Origin of the sequence: Caballeronia sp. ATUFL_F2_KS9A, from assembly GCF_023630765.1 — a bacterium.
GTDB classification, from domain to species: Bacteria; Pseudomonadota; Gammaproteobacteria; order Burkholderiales; family Burkholderiaceae; genus Caballeronia; species Caballeronia zhejiangensis.
This window is the reverse complement of the sequence record NZ_JALQEK010000020.1, coordinates 20,441-39,572: the sequence shown is the minus strand read 5'-3', so window position 1 is coordinate 39,572 and position 19,132 is coordinate 20,441. Positions and strand designations below refer to the sequence as shown.

Sequence of the window (19,132 nt, the reverse complement as noted above, 5' to 3'; positions counted from 1 at the left end):
TTAACTGTTGGCGCTTTCTGAACAACTCGACGTCCGTCGAAACGACGCGAAAGTTGTCCCGAGTTCAGGCCGAAACCACGCCCGCCATACCGGAGTTGTCGGCGCGGTAAACCTCTGACGTAAAAAGCGCATTGCCAGTTATCCACCGATTTGCGGCGAGCTTGTTAACTACTACCACGTATACATACGAACTCTTTTGTTTACTCAGACAACGTGGCGGCACTGCCCAAAACATCGGCGCTCATTCAGGCGGCAGCGCCATGCGCGTGTCTCAACCGTTCGCGGCTGTTGCTCAGATGCATGCGCATCGCGGCGCGGGCATCGTCCGGGTCCTGACGCACGATCGCCTGATAGATCGCCTTGTGCTCGCTCAGCACACAGCGCAGACGTTCGATCTGATCCAGCTCCGCGATTTCGGCCTTGCCCAGCCGCGTGCGCGGACTGACGCCGCGTCCCATCTGACTAAGCACGTCGTGGAAATAGCGATTCCCGCTCGCCCGCGCGATCTGCAAGTGAAACTCGACGTCGTGTTGCAGCACGTCCGTACTTCCGTTCGCGAGTTGCTCCTCGAAGCGCTTGAGCGCGGCGGCGATCTGCTTCAGATGCGCGTCGGTGCGCCTGCCGGCGGCGAGCGCGGCGGCGGCGCCTTCGAGATCGATGCGAAATTCGATGATCGCCATGATGTCCAGCAAGTTCGACAGGTCGGCATCCGCGAGACGCACCGATTCGCGTTCCTCGGGCGAGCGGATGAACGTGCCGACGCCGTGCCGCGTTTCCACGACGTTCGCCGCCTGCAAGCGCGACACCGCCTCGCGCACCACGGACCGGCTCACCGACAGTTGCTTCATCAGCGCGGCTTCGGTCGGGATCTTGTCGCCGGGACGGAGAACGCCGCGTTCGATATCCTCGATCAGAGTTGCGACGACTTTATCGGTGAGACTGGCCATGGTGATTCGCTGCTGATGGATATTGTTCTGGGAAGCGCGGCGTTTACGCCCGTTGTCGGACGTCTTGGCTTCGCTTAGGATCGGTCGACGCGCATGGCGCGATAAGCCTCGCGCGTGGGGATGTCCGACGACGCATCTTCCTGCGTGGGGAACGCTTCGTCAATTCGACGCAGCCCGCATGTCCTGCGAATTGATATAAGACATCGTATAAGTAGAATTAGACGATTCTTAGCAGAAATCTCTTAAACTAAAGGAATGCAGGGTTTACGCCGCTGTCGTTTTCCCGCGTTTCCACAGTACCCTGTGTTAAGACGTCCGATAACCACGTGAGTTCGGACTTGCCGCTTTCCAATCAGATCGCCGTCGTCACAGGGAGGCATCATGCCGTCTTCGTCACCATATCAACCGCTGCCCAATACATTCCGAACGTCGCTGCGCGAGCGCAAGCGGCTGATCGGATGCTGGATGTCGCTGGCGAGTCCGATCGTCACCGAACTCGTCGGCGTGGTCGGATTCGACTGGATGCTGCTCGACGCCGAGCACGCGCCGAACGACGCGCTCACGCTCATCCCGCAATTGATGGCGCTGAAAGACAGCCCGAGCGCGCCTGTCGTGCGCCCGCAGGCCAACGATCCCGTCGCGATCAAGAAGCTGCTCGACGGCGGTGTCGTCAATTTCCTGATTCCGTTCGTCGACAGCGCCGCCGATGCCGAGCGCGCCGTCGCCGCGACGCGTTATCCTCCTCAGGGCATCCGCGGCGTGTCGGTCGGGCATCGCGGCAATCGCTACGGCACGGTTCCGAACTACTTCCAGGTCGCGAACGACAATATCAGCGTCGCGGTGCAGATCGAGAGCCGCGCGGCGGTCGAAGCGATCGACGAGATCATCGCGGTCGAAGGCGTCGACGCGCTGTTCGTCGGACCGTCGGATCTCGCGGCATCGTACGGTCACATCGGCCAAGCGAACCATCCGGACGTGCAGGCGGTCATCGCACATGTGTTCGAGCGCGCGCACGCGGCCGGCAAGCCGAGCGGCATTCTCGCGCCCGTGCAGGAAGACGCCGAGCGCTATCTGGCAATGGGCAGCACATTCGTCGCCGTGTGCGCGGATCTGGGGATGCTCAGAAACGCGGCGCAGGGCGTGCGCAAACATTTCATCCCGGACTGAGCGTCGCGCTCGACAAACCGGCATCGAAAATCGACATCAAGGAGCGATACATGCAAAAGGCAGGCTTCATCGGACTGGGCATCATGGGCAATCCCATGGCGGCCAATCTTCTCAAGGGCGGCGTCCAGCTCGCGGCATTCACGCGCAGCGGCGTGCCCGCCGATCTGACCGGCGCGGGCGCCACGGCCTGTGATTCGCCCGCGGCCGTCGCGGAGCAGGCCGACGTCATCTTCATCATGGTGCCGGACACGCCGGACGTCGAACGCGTGCTGTTCGGCGAGAACGGCGTCGCGAGCAAGCTGAAGAGCGGTCAGATCGTCGTCGACATGAGCTCGATTTCGCCGATCGCCACGCGCGAATTCGCGGCGAAAGTGCGCGAGAAGGGCGCGGATTATCTCGACGCGCCCGTCTCCGGCGGCGAAGTCGGCGCGAAGGCCGCGTCGCTGACGATCATGGTCGGCGGCGCGCAAGCCACGTTCGACAAGGTCAAGCCGCTCTTCGACCTGATGGGCAAGAACATCTCGCTGATCGGCGAAGTCGGCGCGGGACAGGTCTGCAAGGTCGCGAATCAGGTGATCGTCGCCGCGACCATCGAGGCGGTCGGCGAAGCGCTCTTGCTCGCATCGAAGGCCGGCGTCGATGCCGAAAAGGTTCGCACCGCGCTGATGGGCGGCTTCGCGTCGTCGCGCATTCTCGAAGTGCACGGCGAGCGCATGACGAAGCGCACGTTCAATCCGGGCTTCCGTATCGAGCTGCATCAGAAGGATTTGAATCTGGCGCTCGCGACGGCGCAATCGCTCGGCGTCGCGCTGCCGAACACGTCGACGTGCATGCAGTTGTTCAATGCGTGCGCCGCGCACGGCGGCAAGGCGTGGGATCACTCGGGCATGGTCCGCGCGCTCGAGATCATGGCGAATCACGAGATCGGGCAGGACAAGAAGTAAGCGTCAGCCTTTCCCGTCTTCGTTGAACACTGCCGGCCTCGCGCCGGCAGTGTCGTTTTCGCAACCGGTTTTGTGCTTCTGCAGTTGTCAGACGTCCTAGTTTAAAAGGCCAGCGTCCGCACATGCGCTCCGTGTCCGCAGGCGTGTAAGCCATATATGACAAGCCTAGAGCCGAGAAAGGGTAAACACGCGATTGGCCCCGAAAGCATCTCGCCATACAATGTCATCAGACAACGTACCACGAGACGCGATCCGGAGACATCCCTTGAAGACGATTCCCGCCACGCCAGCCGCCGATCTGCTCGAATCGGCCAGCGCCAAGGTCAAGCGCCATGTGCTGCCCTTGTTCCTCATCATGTTCATCGCGAACTACATCGATCGCGTGAACGTCGGTTTCGTGAGCTCGCATTTGCAGACCGATCTCGGCATCGGCGCGGCGGCGTACGGTCTCGGCAGCGGTCTGTTTTTCATCGGCTATGCGCTGTTCGAAGTGCCGTCCAACGTGCTGATGCAGAAGTACGGCGCGCGCGCGTGGCTCACGCGCATCATGGGTACGTGGGGCGTCGTCGCGGCGATGATGGCCTTCGTGCAGAACGAAACGTCGTTCTACGTGCTGCGCTTTCTCCTGGGCGTCGCGGAAGCGGGATTCTTCCCGGGCGTCATCTATTACTTCACGCAATGGCTGCCGCAGAAGGAACGCGGCAAGGCGATCGCGATTTTCCTCGGCGGCTCGGCGTTCGCATCGATTCTGTCCGGCCCGATCACGGGCGGTCTGCTGTCGATTCGCGGTCTCGGCCTGCACGGCTGGCAGTGGATGTTTCTGATCGAAGGCGGGTTCTCCGTCATCCTGTGCGGCGTGAGCTGGATGCTGCTGAAATCGCGCATCAGCGATGCTCACTGGCTCTCCGTCGACGAGCAACGCGCGCTGCAAAACGCGATCGCATCCGAACAGGCGGAACGCGAAGCGGCCACCGGCGGCCACATTCCCGCGATCAAGCTGCTGAAAGATCCGCAGATCGTGCTGTTCTGCTTCATGTATTTCGCGATTCAGCTCACGATTTACGCCGCAACCTTCTGGCTGCCGACGATCATCCGCAAGATGGGCGGCCTCACCGATTTCCAGGTCGGCCTCTACAACACGATTCCGTGGATGATCGCGATCGTCGCGATGTACTGCTTCGCGCTGCTCTCCGCGCGCTGGCGCTTCCAGCAGGCGTGGGTCGCCGTGGCGCTCGTGATCGCGGCATGTGGCCTGTTCGCATCGACGACCGGCAACGCGGTGCTGTCGTTCGTCGCCATCTGCTTCTCCGCGATCGGCTTCAAGGCGGCGTCGTCGCTGTTCTGGCCGATTCCGCAAGGCTATCTCGATGCGCGCGTCGCGGCTGGCGTGCTCGCGCTCATCAACTCGGTCGGCAATCTCGGCGGTTTCTTCGCGCCTGCGACCTTCGGCTATCTTCAACAACATACGGGCTCGGTGTCGGGCGGCTTGTACGGCCTCGGCGTCGCATCGCTGATCGCGGCGGTCGCGGTCTTCTTCACGCGCAACCGCCGCTCGGATCGCACGCCGGACGGCCACGTCGCGCATCAAGGCGCGCACTGAAACCCGCTTCAACCTCTCTGGGAAGGATCACGCTCATGTCCACGAACACTCCGAAAGTCACCGAATTGCGCGTCGTGCCGGTCGCGGGCCGCGACAGCATGCTCATGAACCTGTCCGGCGCGCACGGTCCGTTCTTCACGCGCAATCTCGTGATCCTGACGGACAGCGCGGGCAACACGGGCGTCGGCGAAGTGCCGGGCGGCGAGAACATCCGCCAGACGATCGACGATGCGCGCTCGCTCGTCGTCGGGCAATCGGTCGGCAATCTGCATGCGGTGCTGAATCAGGTCCGCACGAAGTTCGCCGATCGCGACGCGGGCGGCCGCGGCCTGCAAACCTTCGATCTGCGCACGACGATCCACGCCGTCACCGCGCTCGAAGCCGCGCTGCTCGACCTGCTCGGCAAGCATCTCGGCGTGCCCGTCGCGGCCTTGCTCGGCGAAGGCCAGCAGCGCGATGAAGTGGAAATGCTCGGCTATCTGTTCTACATCGGCGATCGCCACAAGACGGATCTGCCGTATGCGTCCGGCGCGGACGGCAAGGACGATTGGGACCGCGTGCGTACCGAAGTCGCGCTGACGCCTGAGGCGGTCGTGCGTCTGGCCGAAGCGGCACAAGCGCGCTACGGCTTCAACGATTTCAAGCTGAAGGGCGGCGTGCTCGCGGGCGATGCGGAAATCGAAGCCGTCACGGCGCTCGCCGAGCGTTTTCCGGATGCGCGCGTGACGCTCGATCCGAACGGCGCGTGGTCATTGGCCGAAGCGATCCGCCTGTGCCGCGACAAGCACGACGTGCTCGCCTACGCGGAAGATCCGTGCGGCGCGGAAAACGGCTATTCCGGCCGCGAAGTGATGGCGGAATTCCGCCGCGCGACCGGCCTGCCGACGGCGACGAACATGATCGCGACGGACTGGCGTCAGATGGGTCATGCGATCCAGTTGCAATCGGTCGACATTCCGCTCGCCGATCCGCATTTCTGGACGATGCAAGGCTCGGTGCGCGTCGCGCAGATGTGCAACGACTGGGGCCTGACGTGGGGCTCGCATTCGAATAATCACTTCGACGTGTCGCTCGCGATGTTCACGCACGTCGCCGCTGCCGCGCCGGGCAAGATCACCGCTATCGACACGCACTGGATCTGGCAGGACGGCCAGCGTTTGACGCGCGATCCGCTCCAGATCGTCGGCGGGAAAGTGAAGGTGCCGGAAGCGCCGGGCCTGGGCGTCGAACTGGATATGGACGAAGTCGAGAGGGCGCACGAACTGTACAAGCAGCATGGACTCGGCGCGCGCGACGACGGCGTCGCGATGCAATATCTGATTCCGAACTGGAAGTTCGACAACAAGAAGCCGTGTCTCGTCCGCTAGAGGTTCTTTAGCCTTTCAGACGTTCGATGAGCGCGATCGCCGCCGCGGGATTGCGCTCCTTGAATCCGCTGATGACGTAGAGAAACACATCGCGCGATGCGGCTTTCGGCGCAGCCTTGCCGAAGGTCTGCAAGTCGTCCGGCGAGCCGCCCGACGACCACGTCTTCGCGCGCTCGGCCCAGCGATCGAGCGCCGCTTTCGCATAGCCCTTCGCCTGCTTGTCGGTCGTGCCCATGATGCGCGCATAGACGAACGGCGCGGTGATATCCGCGATTTGCGGATACTTCGAATCCCCCGCGATGACCACCGCGACGCGATACTTCCGCGCGAGCGCAACGAAGGCCGCATCGCAAAAGCTCTCGTGCCGAACTTCGACCGCGTGACGAATCGCGCGGCCTTCCACTTTCGCGGGCAGCAGTTCGAGAAAGCGTTCGAAGTCCTCCGGATCGAACGTCTTGGTCGGCGCGAATTGCCAGTTGATCGGGCCGAGCTTGTCCTTCAGTTCGAGCACGCCGCTGCCGAAGAATCGCTCGATGGTATCGCCCGCTTCGGCGAGCACCCGGCGATTCGTCGCGTAGCGCGGCGCCTTCAGCGAGAACACGAAGTCGTCGGGCGTTTCGTCGCGCCACTTGATGAACGTCGCGGGCTTTTGCGCGCCGTAGAACGTGCCGTTCACTTCGATGGACGTCAGCGCGCGGCTCGCGTATTCGAGTTCGCGCTTTTGCGGCAGATCGTCCGGATAGAACGTGCCGCGCCACGGCTCGAACGTCCATCCGCCGACGCCGACGCGAATGCGCGCGGTCTTGCTTTTCGAGGTGGCCATCGCGCGCTTACTTCCGGCCGGCATCGAGCGAACCGTCCGGCTCGCGCGTCTCGGTCACGACTTGGTTGAAGCCTTCGTCGAAGAGAGGTGCGGGAGATTCGTCGCAGTGCATGCTGGCCATTCCGTGGATAAGGGAAGCGCGTCCGTTCTCACCGAACGGACGCGCCGGGTCATGCACCTATGCTGGCGCAGTCTAAAAAATTCACTGGCCGAAGAAGATATTGCATTGCGGCCCGCGCGTGCAGGGCTTGGAGGCCGGACTGTCCATCGTGCCCATCGTGGTTGCGCCGGCCGCGCCGCGTGTCATCGGCGAGCCGCCGTAGGACGTGTCGGTCGACTGGCCCTGCATGGCGTTTTGCGCGGGCGCGCCGGGATCGGTCCAGGTGTCGGCGGTGGCCTGTCCCGGAACCTGCGCGGTGCGGTAGTAGGACTGCTGAGCCGATGCGAGACCGGCAGTGGCGAGTAACGAGGCGGCGAGCGCCGCCATGGCGATACGTGATTTCATGTCGACTCCTTGATCGAAAGGCGCGTTCGCGTGTACGCCGCGCAACGCTGTTCGCTGATTCGAATCGTTGATCCGCACGGAACGTGCCACGAGTGCTGCATGTGCCATGCATGGCGCTGGCGAGCGGATATTGGCGCCGGTTCCCGGCGAGCCTGCCGCGGCGGGTTTCCCGGACTTGTTCGAATGTGATGCAGACGGAGCGCCGGTGCGCTTGCCGGCGAATGGGACCCGCGGGTCCGCAGAAGACGCATGCCGCGCTGCACTCTTCGTTATAGGCCGTCGCTCCGCGATTGAACAGGACAATTGAACGCGCATGGCGCTCGCGGTCGCGTGCGTGACGCGAAGCTGTCGATCGCGCCATCGCCTAGAATGCGATGGCTAATCCACGAACGCAGGGACATCGCCGCCATGACCGTCACCATCTATCACAACCCGAAGTGCGGGACTTCGCGCAACACGCTCGCACTGATCCGCAACGCGGGCATCGAGCCGGCGGTGATCGAGTATCTGACGCATCCTCCGAGCCGCGAGACGCTCGTTGCGCTGATCGCGCGCGCGGGACTGTCGGTGCGCGAAGCGCTGCGCGAGAAGGGCACGCCATACGCCGAACTCGGCCTCGACGATCCGAGCCTCAGCGACGAACAACTCATCGACGCGATGCTCGCGCATCCGATTCTCATCAACCGTCCGTTCGTCGATACGCCGAAGGGCGCGCGGCTGTGCCGGCCATCGGAGCTCGTGCTCGATATCCTGCCCGAAGCGCAGAAGGGGCCGTTCACGAAGGAAGATGGCGAAGTCGTCATCGACGGTTCCGGCAAGCGTGTGCGCTAGGACACCTTCGTTTTCGCTGACCGTTACCTGACGTTACCTTTCTGGCAAACCCGTTGCACCTGTATCCGTCATCGCTTTCTAGACTGCACTGACTCACACGGCACTCGGTGCAAGGAGAAAGCGGCATGAAGAAGAAACTTCTTGGTACGGCGATCGGGCTGGCGGGGCTCGCGGCACTTGCGATATCGGCATCGGCGAACGCGCACGTCGATGTGGCGGTGGGCGTGGGCGTGCCGGTCTACACGCAGCCCGTGTACGCGCAGCCCGCGGTGCCGGTCGGCTATTACGGATATGGATACGGCGATCGCGACGAACGCTGGCGCGAGCGCGAATGGCGTCGTCACGAATGGCGCGAGCGCCGCTGGCATCACGAGATGCGCCGCGAGCAACGCTGGCGCGAGCGTCATGAATGGTAAAAGCGCGCGGGAATCCGCGTTCGAACGCGGCGCGCCGAAAGGCTGCGCCGCGTTTTTACATGCGTCATGCGACGCCATGACGCAGGTCGACCTGTTCAAGGCACGCCGATTCGAGCCGTAAACACGTCGGTGTTGTCGGATACTCGTGCTCTTTCGCCGCGAATCCCTTTTAGCGAACCTTTCGTCGAACCGCGCGTGCGGCGTCGTTTGCTCAAAGCACGAGCGATATCCCGTCCACTTTCAGCGATGTTCAGTCCCGTCAGCATTCTCGTCGTCACCGCGCTGTCGAGCATCCTCTCGATACTGGTGCTGATCTCGCTGCTCTCGCACGCGATTGCGGGCGTGCCGCGCTGGCTTGGGGCGAACGTCATCGCAATCGTTTCGCTCTTGCTTTTTGCCGTGCAGAACGTGGCGCCGGCGTGGCTCGGCATCGTCGTCGCGAATCAGTTGCTCGCCGCGACGGTCCTGCTCATCTACGAAGGCTGCAACGATTTCTTCGACGTTCGCATGCGTCCCGCGCAGCGCTGGGCCGGCTGGATCATGTGGCTCGGCGTGATGGCGGGCATCGTCTACTTCACGTATGTGACGCCGGATGTGAATGCGCGCGTGGTGATCGTGTCGGCGTTTCATGCCGCGTGCGATTTCGCGATCGCCGGACGCGTGCTGATCGAGCGTCCGAGGGAACGGCCGCGCTATAACTACTTGTTCGTCGCCGGCGCGGCGGCGCTCGGCGCGCTCGGCCATACGGTGCGCGGCGCGATCTACGTCGTGGAGCCGCCCGCGCAGACATCGCTGCTGCAGCCCGGCGTGATGCAGATCACGTTTCTCGCGCTCGGCATTCTCGTGCTGCCGTCGCTGTGCATCGGCCTCGTGATGATGGCGCACGACCGTCTCGCGCAGCGGCTCGAACGGCTTGCGCGCTTCGACGATCTCACCGGCGCGCTTTCGCGCAAGGCATTGCTGGCCGGCGCGGGCGAGCGTCTCGCGCGGGCGCGGCAGGAAGGCGAGCGCGAGTTCGTCGCGGTCATCGACATCGATCACTTCAAGAGCGTGAACGACCGCTACGGTCACGCGGCGGGCGACGAAGTGTTGCGCCATTTCGCGTCGATCGTGCGCGCGCGCATTCGCGAAGACGATGCGTTCGGGCGTATCGGCGGCGAGGAGTTTTGTCTTTTCTGCACGGCGGCGCGCATCGACGATGTCACCGCGCTCGTCGAGCGGCTGCGCAAGACCGTCGAGGCGACGCCGTGCGCCGCGCCCGGCGGCCTGCTGCATTACACATTCAGCGCGGGCATTGCGATGTGGGACGGGCGCGAGCCGCTCGCATCGCTGATGGCGCGCGCCGACGGCCTGCTCTATGCCGCGAAGGTCGCGGGCCGCAATCGCGTGAAAGCGCCCGCCGCCGACGCGTTCGCCTAAGCCTCTTCGACGTCCGCGTATTTCTGGCGTTCGTCTTCCGGCTTGCTCATCCAGCGACGCAACAGACGCTTCTCGACGACGCGCCCGATCGTGAGCAGCGCGATCATCAGGATCATCGCGATGAACGCGAGGCTCCAGACGCCCAGTCCGCAGACGATGCCCACCGCCGCCGTCACCCAGATCGACGCCGCCGTCGTGAGCCCGCGCACGCGATTCTCGCGCGGATTCTGCAGGATCACGCCCGCGCCGAGAAAGCCGACGCCCGTCACGATGCCCTGCACGGCGCGCGACACGTCGGCGTCGTTGGAGAGCGTCATCGAGAAGCCTTGCGCGCACATGGTCGCGATGCACGCGCCGAGCGACACGAGCCCGAGCGTCTTCATGCCGGTCGGCTTGCCGTGCAGATCGCGATCGATGCCGATGATGCAGCCGATCAGCATCGCGGCCAGCATGCGCAACACGGCGTCGGCGAGAATGGGATAGGGAAGCATCGCGTGTGAAAAGGTAATCGTAAGCCGGGCCATCTTCGCATGCGGCGCCGGCGCGCGCGCAATTTTGGCGCGCTAACGTGCCGGTTCTGCTTTATATCGAACGCAAAACGGGGAGACGAAGTGACTCAGATGCCGAAATTCACGATGGTCGATGCCGCGCCGACGCCCGTCGGCCCTTTCTCGCACGCAGCCGAAGCCGACGGCTGGGTGTTCCTCACCGGTCAGATGCCGACCGATCCGAACGACGACGGCGCGCCGTTGCCCGAAGGCGTCGCCGCGCAGACGCGCCGCGTGATGGACAACCTGATTCTCGTGCTGAACGGCGTCGGGCTGACGCTCGACAATGTGGTCAGCGTGCGTATCTTTCTGACCGAGTTCAAGCGCGACTACGACGCGATGAACGCGGTGTATCGCTCATACTTTCTGCCGAAGCCGCTGCCGGCGCGAACGTGCATCGGCGTGACGGGGCTTGCGCGCGATGCGCTCGTGGAGATCGATTTCGTCGCGAAACGTCCTTGAGCGCGATTACTTCCGTTTCGACGCATCGACCCAGCGGAAAGTGAGATTGATGCGCTCGCCGCGCGCCCCCGGCTCTTTCGGCACGCGATGCACCCATTCGCGCTGCGTGCGTCCGCGCATCACGAGCAGGCTGCCGTGTGTGAGCGCGAGCGTGTGCGTCGCGTGCGTGCGCGCGTGACGAAACTCGAAGGTGCGCGTCGCGCCGAGACTCACCGATGCGATCACCGGCTCGGGCCCGAGTTCGCGTTCCTTGTCGGCATGCCATCCCATGCTGTCGAGGCCGCTGCGATAGCGGTTGAGCAGCACGCTGTTGAAGCGCGCATCGCAGGCGGCCTCGGCGCGCTCGCGAAGTTGCGCGACGGCGGGCGTCCACGGCTGCGGCACATTGCGGATGCCGGAATAGACATAGACCGCGTCCGGTTCGCCTTGCCACGCGGTCAGGCGCGGCAGCGGCACGCGGCCGCCCGGCGTGGTCATCGTGTCCTGCTGCCAGGCGACTTCCGCGATCAGGGCGCCCATCAGATCGGAAGCCGCGTCGGCGTCGATCCAGTCCGGATGCCACGCGATGTCGGGCTTGGGAATGTCGTCGAAGAGATCGAACATGACTGTGGTGCGAGACGGCGGCGGAAGGAACGTTCACGATAGCAGAGCCGCCGGGCGGCGTGATTGCGGAGTCGTTTTCTTGCCCGCGAACCCGCTGTGCTACATTGCCCCAATCATCTCAATAACGTCGTGCGAGGGTCGGAACATCCGCTTTGGCCTTTTCGCGCGACGACGGCAACGGGGAACTGCATGAACACCACCGCCCAAGCAAGCGGCGGCACGGTGCCGGGCCGCCGCATCCTGCTCGTCGACGACAGCGTCGATGCGGCGCTTGCCATGTCGATGCTGCTCGAAGCGCTCGGCCATGAAGTCCGCACCGAGCATGACGGCCCGCGCGCGCTCGCATCGCTCGACGATTTCAAACCGGACGTTGTCGTGCTCGATATCGGATTGCCGGGCATGAGCGGCTTCGACGTCGCGCGCGAAATGAGAAAGCGCGACGCGACCCGAAGCGCGCTGCTGCTTGCATTGACCGGCTGGGGCAGCGATGCCGATCGTCGCAGCGCGCTCGACGCGGGCTTCGATCATCATCTGACGAAGCCCGTCACCATCGCCGATCTGGAAGCGCTGCTCACGAAGCCCTGAGCGCGCTCACTCCACGCGCAGCCGCGCCATGTACGGAAGGTGATCGGACAGCCACGCGGTGTCCTGCGTCGGCACGAGCCATTCGACCGGCTTCAGGCCGCGCACGAACATCTTGTCGAGCGCGAGCGCCGGTGAGAAAGCCGGAAACGTGCGGCCCGATTCGCCGAGCATCGTCGCGACTTCGCTCATGCCGAGTTCGCCGAAAAGCGGCACGGAGTCGTTGCGCCAGTCGTTGAAATCGCCCGCCAGCATGAGCGGACCTTCCGGCGCTTCCTTCGCGATCCAGTGCGCGATCCAGTTCATCTGACGCAGCCGCGCCTGCCGCGTCAACGCGAGATGCGCGCACAGCAATGTGATGGCCTGACCGGCGAAGGTCGCGCGCGCGACCAGCAATCCGCGCTTTTCGAAACGATGCGCGGAGATGTCCCAGCGCCCGGAAAGATCGAGCGGATGCGGCGAGAGAATCGCATTGCCATGCCGCCACGACGGCTTGAACACGTTCGGTCCGAGCGCGATCTGCAATTCGAGCGCGGTGGCGATCTCGGTCGCCTGGCAATGCCAGACATCGTCGAGCGGCGCGTCGAACGGCTTGCCGAAGCCGCTTGCGAGCACGGGCTGCGGCATGCGCCGCGCCATCGCTTCCTGAAGAAAATAGACGTCGGCGTTGGTGGTCTGAACCCACCGTTGCATCGCGGTCCACGCGCGCAGGCCGAGGGGCGAGCGGCCCTTGTGCAGATTCCAGCTGACCGCCGTGAAATCCGGCGTGGCCGAATGAGCGGACGGGCCTGGCGGAAGATGTTCTGGGTTTCGCATGCGTTCTTTGTCTCGAGCGGCGGCCTCTTGAGTCTATGTCACCGCGGTTGTCATTGCGCCGCCGCCGGCGACCCCAGGCTCGCGCGTACCCGGTAGGCGAGCGACGGATTGCTGTCGATGAGCTGCCACTGCGCCCATTCGCCTGGCTTGAGCGCCAAGCCCGGATGCGATCCGCTCACCTGACGCGGCACCGGCGGCAGCTTGCAGCCCGAGGGCGATGCGCGCGAGCTGTCGTCCTGCAAGGTTTCCTGCGCGTCGATGGCGAGCGTGATGTCGTCGGCGTTCGCGCGCGTCGGCGAAACGGTGATGGTGCGTTGCAGATCGATGTCGCCGGCAGGCTGATCCGCGCAGCCGACGCGATTCTGCACCTTGTTGTGATGCGTGTCGGTGCGCGCCTGTCCGACGTTCGTCGTGCCGGAAAACGAGTCGATCTGTTGTCCGTCGCGCACGACCTGCAACTCCCAGGTCACCGGTTGCGATGGCGCGGTCTGCGCCTGCGCGTTAAGCGCGGCAAGACCGGCGCCTGTCATGAGCGCGGCATTCAGAAAGACGGTGCGTATCGTTTTATGCATTGAAAGCGACTCCTGCGCGCGGACTGTTCGGATGGCGGCGCGGCTGGCGCGTCGCTGGATCGGCGTTCTCCGGCGAATTCGTTGTGACACGGCGGCGCAGGTACGGTTCAGCCAGACCGCGCAACACACAATTGTGGACGAACGAAACGAATCTCAACCTGGCCTGACGCGAAGCAGATTTCGAACCCGCTCGCCGCGTCGTCCGACGATGATACTCGCACGCTTTGCGCGCATCGCGATTAGCAGCACACGCGTTCGACTGCTCGCTTGCGTGCGGTTTTGGCGTCGATACACTGGACTCGTCGACCATAAAAATTGACGGGGTATGACATGACGACGGCCGTGGTCAAACAGGAACTCGCAGTGGCATCGTTCAGCAAGGTCTACAGTCTCGACGATGTGGAGTCCGCGCTCAACGATCTCTCCGAAGGCGCGAACGACGCCTTGCGCGCCACTTACGAAAAAATGCTCAAAGTGGGTAATCTGCGTTTCTGCGTGAAGCCGAACCGCATGCCGTCGGTGGACGATCTCGCCGCGGATCTGCCGAATTTCGAGGAGCCGCTCGCCGATATCCGCAAGCAGATCGCGCTGTGCCTCGAAACCGACGATCGCCTCGAACTCATGCCGATGCTGCTGCTCGGCGAGCCGGGCATCGGCAAGACGCACTTCGCGAAGCAGCTCGCGCGGCTGCTCGGCACGTCGAATCACTATGTCGCGATGAGCTCGCTGACGGCGGGCTGGATCCTGTCGGGGGCGTCGTCGCAATGGCGCAATGCGAAGCCCGGCAAGGTGTTCGATGCGCTCGTGAACGGCAGCTACGCGAATCCCGTCATGACCGTCGACGAAATCGACAAGGCCACCGGCGACGCGCAATACGATCCGCTCGGCGCGCTCTATGCGCTGCTGGAGCATGACACGGCGCAGACTTTCGTCGACGAATTCGCCGAAGTGCCGATCAACGCGGGCAACGTCGTGTGGATCGCGACGGCCAACGACGCGCGCGCGATTCCCGAGCCCCTGATGAATCGCATGAACGTCTACGAAATTCCGCCGCCCGATCGCGACGGCGCGCGGCGCATCGCGCAGTCGATTTACGCCGAAATCCGCAATGCTCATTCGTGGGGCGCGCGTTTTCCGGAAACACTCGGCGACGCGCCGCTCGACGCGCTCACGCAGGCGTCGCCGCGCGGCATGCGGCGCGCGATGCTGAACGCGTTCGGCAACGCGCGTATCGACGGACGGCATCACGTCGAAGCGCGCGACATTCAGATCGACCGCAACCTGCGCAAAAAAGCGATCGGCTTCTGAAAGCGCGCCGTTCGCGAAATTGCCGGAAAGGCCGCCAAAACCTGTCGTTTTTGACATCTGGCGGCCAGATTCTTGCCTTTTTCTGAATTGCACCGGAAAACGATCTAATCGGCGTGCATTTGTTGTGTAACGCGCAATAGTCCCGAACGTAAAATAGTTGGGACAAATCTGCCGCGGAAGAAGACATGGATCGGATCGAGTGCGTAGTAATCGGGGCGGGCGTCGTCGGACTGGCGATCGCCCGCGCGCTGGCCAAGCGCGGCCGCGAAGTCATCGTGCTGGAGGCGGGCGAGGGCATCGGCATTGGCACGAGCTCGCGCAACAGCGAAGTCGTTCACGCAGGCATCTACTATCCGCGCGGGTCGCTGAAGGCCGAACTGTGCGTGCGCGGGCGCGACATGCTCTACGCGTTCTGTCAGGAGCACGGCGTGCCGCACCGGCAATGCGGCAAGCTGCTCGTCGCGACGGCGCGCAATCAGGTGCCGCAACTCGCGGCGCTGGAACAGAAGGGCATCGAGAATCGCGTGAAGGGACTCGTGCGCATCAGCGGCGCACAGGCGGCCGAGATGGAGCCGCAACTTCAATGCGTCGAGGCGGTGTGGTCGCCGCTGACGGGCATCGTCGACAGTCATCAGTACATGCTCGCGCTGCAGGGCGAGGCGGAGAATCACGGCGCGAATATCGTGTTCCATACGCCGGTCACGTCGATCGATGCGCGCGAAGGCTGCTTCATCGTCGAGACGGGTGGCGAGTCGCCGGCGCGCTTTCGGGCATCGTTTCTCATCAACAGTGCGGGCTTGCATGCGAACGAGATCGCGCGGCGCATTCGCGGACTGGACGATCGTCACGTGCCGCCGCTCTACTTCGCGAAGGGCAACTACTTCAGCGTGAGCGGACGCGCGCCGTTCGAGCGGCTCATTTATCCGATGCCGAACGAAGCCGGCCTCGGCGTGCATCTGACGATCGATCTCGGCGGGCAGGCGAAGTTCGGTCCGGACGTCGAATGGGTGCAGGCGCTCAATTACGACGTCGATCCGCGTCGCGCCGATTCCTTCTACGCCGCGATCCGCGCGTATTGGCCGGGTCTGCCCGACGACGCGCTTCAACCCGCGTACGCGGGCATCCGTCCGAAGCTGTCCGGTCCGGGCCAGGCGGCGGCGGATTTCGTGATCCAGGGCAAATCGGCGCACGGCGTGCCGGGACTCGTGAACCTCTTCGGCATCGAATCGCCGGGATTGACGGCATCGCTCGCGATCGCCGAACGCGTCGCCGACATGGCGCGCTGACTGTCATGCGACTTTCCGCCATGCCTTATCTCTAACATTTGGCGTCGTCGACTCGCTTTCAGGTTGCTATGCTCGGGTATCGCCGTCGCCAAGAACGGCGCTATCCCCCAATACAACATGGAGTGAGTCACCATGAAGACATCACGTCGCACGTTTCTCATTACCAGCGTGGGCGTCGCATCGACGTTCGCGCTCGGCTCGAAAGCGGCCTTCTCCGCCGACGCCCCGAAAGTCGCTGAAAGCGATCCCACCGCGCAGGCACTCGGCTACAAGGAAGACGCGAGCAAGGTCGACAAGGCCAAGTTCGCGAAGTACGCCGCCGGGCAGGACTGCGGCAACTGTCAGTTCTATCAGGGCAAGCCGACGGACGCCTACGCGCCGTGCCCGATGTTCAGCAACAAGCAGGTCGCGGCGAAGGGCTGGTGCAGCGCCTATGTGAAAAAGGCATAAGCGCGGCTCGCGCCCGAGCCGAAGCGCGCCCGGCCGAAAGGCACGGCGCGCTTTTCTTCGTTCGCAATTAGCTTGATCGGGAGAAAAACCGTCTTTACACTCGCCAAGGAAAAAAGAGCTGCGCGTTCGCATCTTTAAAGCGCGGACACCCACTGACCTTGGGGGATCGCATGCCAGGAAGAGCATTGAACGCGCGCGCCGTGATGGCGGCGGTCATCGGCAACGCGCTGGAGTGGTACGACTTCACCGTGTTCGGCTTCATGACGGTCGTCATCGCCCGCTTGTTCTTTCCGAGCAGCAGCGATTATTCGTCGATTCTTCTGACCACCGCGACCTTCGGCGTCGCGTTCGTGATGCGTCCCGTGGGCGGCATCGTTCTCGGCCTGTATGCGGATCGCGCGGGGCGCAAGGCGGCGCTGACGCTCGTCATCGGACTGATGACGCTCGGCATTCTCCTGCTCGCGATAGCCCCGCCTTATTCGGCGATCGGCATCGGCGCGCCGCTCGTCATCGTGTTCGCGCGGCTGCTGCAGGGATTTTCCGCTGGCGGCGAGTTCGGCAGTTCGACCGCGCTGCTGATCGAAGCGGCGCCGTTTTCGAAGCGCGGCTTCTACGGCAGTTTCCAGATGGCGAGCCAGGCGGCGTCGCTCCTGCTCGGCGCGATCGTCGGCTCGGCGATTTCGCGCGGACTGTCGCCCGAAGCGCTCGATTCATGGGGATGGCGCGTGCCGTTCATCTTCGGTCTCGTGATCGGGCCGGTCGGGCTGTACATTCGCCGCAACATGGCCGACACCGAAGCGTTCCTGCACGCGAAGAAAACCGCGCGCCGCGCGACGCTCGGCGAAGTGTTCAGCACGCATGGCCGCGAGGTGCTGTGCGGGCTCGGCTCGGTGATCGCGTTGACGGTTAGCGTGTACGTGCTGATCGCCTATCTGCCGACGTTCGCCGTCAAGCAATTGAAGCTGCCGTTCGGTCAGTCGTTCACGGCGTTGATCGTCGGCAATCTTCTGCTGACGGTGCTGTCGCCGGTCACGGGCGCGTGGTCGGATCGCATCGGGCGCAAAGGGCTGTCGCTGTGGTCGCTCGCGATCACGCTCGTCATCATCTATCCGCTTTTCGCGTGGCTCGCGGCGGAACCGAGCGTGATGCGGCTCGTTGTCGTGCAGGCGCTGCTGTCGATCGCGCTGTCGGGATACTACGGGCCGTTCGGCGCGCTGATCGCGGAGCTGTTTCCGGCGCACGTGCGCTCGACAGGGCTTTCCCTCGCGTACAACATCGCGGTGATGATCTTCGGCGGCTTCGGACAGTTCATCGTGACGTGGCTCATCCGCGTGACCGAATCGCAACTCGCACCCACGTTCTATGTGATGGGCGGGCTCGTGCTCTCGCTGATCGCGGTGGCGTGCATCCCGGCGACGCGCCATGCGGATGTCGACGAAGCGCGCGACCTCACGCGTTAGGCGCAAGCCGACTACACGGCCGGGCGCGGGCAGGCGATTCTTCCTAACCCGTTCGGACAGGTGGCATGGGGCGAACGTTGGCGGTCATAATCGGCCCATCGTCGTGCAAATGCGAGGGCGGAAAATGGTTAGGACTGTTGAATTAATCGAGCGTAAGTATGAAGCGGGGCGGGCAGCGGGGCGGTTGTCGAGCGAATGGGGCGAGATGCCGTTGCTGGATTCGGAGAAGCTCGTCGTGGTTCCGAAGGACAGGCTGGCGCTGTACATTGCGCGGCTTCAAGAGGTCGAAAACGAGCTTTGCCGGCGGACAGTCGACGAGACGTTCGAGTTGATGGAGGCGCAGGGCGTCAGTTTTCTTACGCCGGCATATCTGGAAGAGGAGGAAACGTCGCAAGGTGGGAAGCCTCTGCGAGCGCGGCGCATACGTAGGACGCGGGCGCCGAAATCGTCGTTTCTCAATATGTTCGCGAAACGAACGAAGCAGGCCGGATGATGGGGCGCGGCGTGAAGTTCTTGATGCCGTGCTGGTGTGATTATCACCAGTGGCGCAGTTCGGATGCAAAGACCTTCGAGAAGCTGACGAGCCTGATCGATGAGTCCTGCCGCAGCCCGTTCAAGGGAACGGGCAAGCCGGAACCGCTCAGGCACGACAAAGCGTAGTCGCCGCGCATCGTTCGCTGCCGCGGCCACCACGGCGACAACCAGCGCTTACCGCTCCAGCCCCGCCTTCGCCAGCAACTCGGCCAGCACTTCCGTCATCCCGCCTTCATGCGCTTCGGCGCGTTCCTTCAACTGCTTGACGAGCTTTTCATCGAGCTTGCACGCGAACGGCACGAGCCCCTTCGCCTGATCGAGCTTGCGCTGTTCACGCCGATCGAGCTTCTGCGCATCCGCTGCGCCCACGCGTGCCCGGCCGCCCTGCTTGAGGTCGTTGGCGAGTTTGAATGCCTTGTTCTGTTCCAGTTCGAATTTGTTCACGCGATGCTCCGATGCGACGATTGATTGCAAGTCCGACATTGTACGGAA

23 protein-coding genes are annotated in these 19,132 nt (G+C 63.8%); 15 read left to right on the top strand and 8 right to left on the bottom strand.

From position 1 onward, the window contains the following. Positions 1–245 precede the first annotated feature (245 nt). On the bottom strand, positions 246–947 hold the full coding sequence (locus NCS67_RS12255) for a FadR/GntR family transcriptional regulator (RefSeq protein WP_239295474.1): 702 nt from the start codon (positions 945–947) through the stop codon (positions 246–248). A 381-nt stretch (positions 948–1,328) separates the two neighbouring features. Here NCS67_RS12255 and garL point away from each other — a divergent pair, with 381 nt between their 5' ends. The 4 genes from garL to gudD all read left to right on the top strand — a co-directional run bounded on the left by garL (position 1,329) and on the right by gudD (position 6,025). Next, positions 1,329–2,114, top strand: a complete 786-nt coding sequence (garL, locus tag NCS67_RS12250; protein WP_175979608.1) for a 2-dehydro-3-deoxyglucarate aldolase — start codon at positions 1,329–1,331, stop codon at positions 2,112–2,114. Further along, positions 2,048–3,058, top strand: a complete 1,011-nt coding sequence (locus NCS67_RS12245; RefSeq protein ID WP_268811673.1) for a 2-hydroxy-3-oxopropionate reductase — start codon at positions 2,048–2,050, stop codon at positions 3,056–3,058. The genes garL and NCS67_RS12245 overlap by 67 nt, the downstream gene beginning before the upstream one ends. Positions 3,059–3,323: 265 nt before the next feature. Further along, the gene (locus tag NCS67_RS12240; protein ID WP_502801854.1) at positions 3,324–4,658 is read left to right on the top strand and encodes an MFS transporter; all 1,335 of its coding nucleotides are present in this window, start codon (positions 3,324–3,326) and stop codon (positions 4,656–4,658) included. A gap of 35 nt (positions 4,659–4,693) precedes the next feature. After that, positions 4,694–6,025, top strand: coding sequence for a glucarate dehydratase (gudD, locus tag NCS67_RS12235; protein ID WP_008352656.1), 1,332 nt, complete (start codon positions 4,694–4,696; stop codon positions 6,023–6,025). A 7-nt stretch (positions 6,026–6,032) separates the two neighbouring features. Here gudD and NCS67_RS12230 read toward each other — a convergent pair whose 3' ends face one another. Both NCS67_RS12230 and NCS67_RS12225 read right to left on the bottom strand, forming a co-directional pair. After that, a complete protein-coding gene (locus tag NCS67_RS12230; RefSeq protein WP_250435298.1) occupies positions 6,033–6,848 on the bottom strand; it encodes a DUF72 domain-containing protein in 816 nt (271 codons plus the stop codon). A gap of 202 nt (positions 6,849–7,050) precedes the next feature. Then, positions 7,051–7,353 carry a hypothetical protein gene (locus NCS67_RS12225; protein ID WP_250435296.1) on the bottom strand — a complete coding sequence of 101 codons (303 nt, stop codon included), beginning with the start codon at positions 7,351–7,353 and terminating at the stop codon, positions 7,051–7,053. A gap of 408 nt (positions 7,354–7,761) precedes the next feature. Between NCS67_RS12225 and arsC the strand changes: the two genes are divergently transcribed. The 3 genes from arsC (at position 7,762) to NCS67_RS12210 (ending at position 10,019) form a co-directional block, all read left to right on the top strand. Continuing rightward, on the top strand, positions 7,762–8,184 hold the full coding sequence (arsC, locus tag NCS67_RS12220; protein ID WP_008352660.1) for an arsenate reductase (glutaredoxin): 423 nt from the start codon (positions 7,762–7,764) through the stop codon (positions 8,182–8,184). Between the two features lie 125 nt (positions 8,185–8,309). After that, positions 8,310–8,600, top strand: a complete 291-nt coding sequence (locus tag NCS67_RS12215) for a hypothetical protein (RefSeq protein ID WP_008352663.1) — start codon at positions 8,310–8,312, stop codon at positions 8,598–8,600. A 246-nt stretch (positions 8,601–8,846) separates the two neighbouring features. After that, entirely contained in the window at positions 8,847–10,019 is a 1,173-nt protein-coding gene (locus NCS67_RS12210) for a GGDEF domain-containing protein (RefSeq protein WP_250435294.1), read from the top strand. Here NCS67_RS12210 and NCS67_RS12205 read toward each other — a convergent pair. Then, complete coding sequence (locus tag NCS67_RS12205; RefSeq protein WP_051996639.1) at positions 10,016–10,510, bottom strand: MgtC/SapB family protein; 495 nt, start codon at positions 10,508–10,510, stop codon at positions 10,016–10,018. The genes NCS67_RS12210 and NCS67_RS12205 overlap by 4 nt on opposite strands. A 129-nt stretch (positions 10,511–10,639) precedes the next feature. Between NCS67_RS12205 and NCS67_RS12200 the strand changes: the two genes are divergently transcribed. Next, the gene (locus NCS67_RS12200; RefSeq protein WP_008352667.1) at positions 10,640–11,029 is read left to right on the top strand and encodes a RidA family protein; all 390 of its coding nucleotides are present in this window, start codon (positions 10,640–10,642) and stop codon (positions 11,027–11,029) included. Between the two features lie 6 nt (positions 11,030–11,035). Here the strand turns inward: NCS67_RS12200 and NCS67_RS12195 are convergent, their stop codons facing one another. Further along, positions 11,036–11,632 (bottom strand): alpha-ketoglutarate-dependent dioxygenase AlkB family protein, encoded by a 597-nt coding sequence (locus tag NCS67_RS12195; protein ID WP_175979604.1) that lies wholly within the window; start codon positions 11,630–11,632, stop codon positions 11,036–11,038. Between the two features lie 189 nt (positions 11,633–11,821). Between NCS67_RS12195 and NCS67_RS12190 the strand changes: the two genes are divergently transcribed. Continuing rightward, complete coding sequence (locus NCS67_RS12190; protein WP_008352671.1) at positions 11,822–12,217, top strand: response regulator; 396 nt, start codon at positions 11,822–11,824, stop codon at positions 12,215–12,217. Between the two features lie 6 nt (positions 12,218–12,223). On the opposite strand, the gene NCS67_RS12185 is transcribed toward NCS67_RS12190, so the two are convergent. Beyond that, complete coding sequence (locus tag NCS67_RS12185; protein ID WP_008352672.1) at positions 12,224–13,030, bottom strand: endonuclease/exonuclease/phosphatase family protein; 807 nt, start codon at positions 13,028–13,030, stop codon at positions 12,224–12,226. A gap of 50 nt (positions 13,031–13,080) precedes the next feature. After that, positions 13,081–13,602, bottom strand: a complete 522-nt coding sequence (locus NCS67_RS12180) for a hypothetical protein (RefSeq protein ID WP_250435293.1) — start codon at positions 13,600–13,602, stop codon at positions 13,081–13,083. A gap of 330 nt (positions 13,603–13,932) precedes the next feature. On the opposite strand from NCS67_RS12180, the gene NCS67_RS12175 reads away from it, so the two are divergent. The 6 genes from NCS67_RS12175 (at position 13,933) to NCS67_RS12150 (ending at position 18,766) form a co-directional block, all read left to right on the top strand. Next, complete coding sequence (locus NCS67_RS12175; RefSeq protein ID WP_008352674.1) at positions 13,933–14,910, top strand: AAA family ATPase; 978 nt, start codon at positions 13,933–13,935, stop codon at positions 14,908–14,910. Between the two features lie 185 nt (positions 14,911–15,095). Beyond that, the gene (locus tag NCS67_RS12170) at positions 15,096–16,196 is read left to right on the top strand and encodes an NAD(P)/FAD-dependent oxidoreductase (protein WP_175979601.1); all 1,101 of its coding nucleotides are present in this window, start codon (positions 15,096–15,098) and stop codon (positions 16,194–16,196) included. A 132-nt stretch (positions 16,197–16,328) separates the two neighbouring features. Continuing rightward, positions 16,329–16,646: a high-potential iron-sulfur protein gene (locus NCS67_RS12165; protein ID WP_250435292.1), complete on the top strand. Its 318-nt coding sequence runs from the start codon at positions 16,329–16,331 to the stop codon at positions 16,644–16,646. A gap of 170 nt (positions 16,647–16,816) precedes the next feature. Next, positions 16,817–18,106 carry an MFS transporter gene (locus NCS67_RS12160; RefSeq protein WP_250435291.1) on the top strand — a complete coding sequence of 430 codons (1,290 nt, stop codon included), beginning with the start codon at positions 16,817–16,819 and terminating at the stop codon, positions 18,104–18,106. 205 nt (positions 18,107–18,311) lie between these two features. After that, positions 18,312–18,599, top strand: coding sequence for a hypothetical protein (locus tag NCS67_RS12155; protein WP_250435290.1), 288 nt, complete (start codon positions 18,312–18,314; stop codon positions 18,597–18,599). An 11-nt stretch (positions 18,600–18,610) separates the two neighbouring features. Continuing rightward, positions 18,611–18,766 (top strand): type II toxin-antitoxin system YoeB family toxin, encoded by a 156-nt coding sequence (locus NCS67_RS12150; RefSeq protein WP_250435289.1) that lies wholly within the window; start codon positions 18,611–18,613, stop codon positions 18,764–18,766. Positions 18,767–18,814: 48 nt separating this feature from the next. Here NCS67_RS12150 and NCS67_RS12145 read toward each other — a convergent pair whose 3' ends face one another. Then, positions 18,815–19,123: a hypothetical protein gene (locus tag NCS67_RS12145; protein ID WP_175979598.1), complete on the bottom strand. Its 309-nt coding sequence runs from the start codon at positions 19,121–19,123 to the stop codon at positions 18,815–18,817. Between the last annotated feature and the right edge of the window lie 9 nt (positions 19,124–19,132).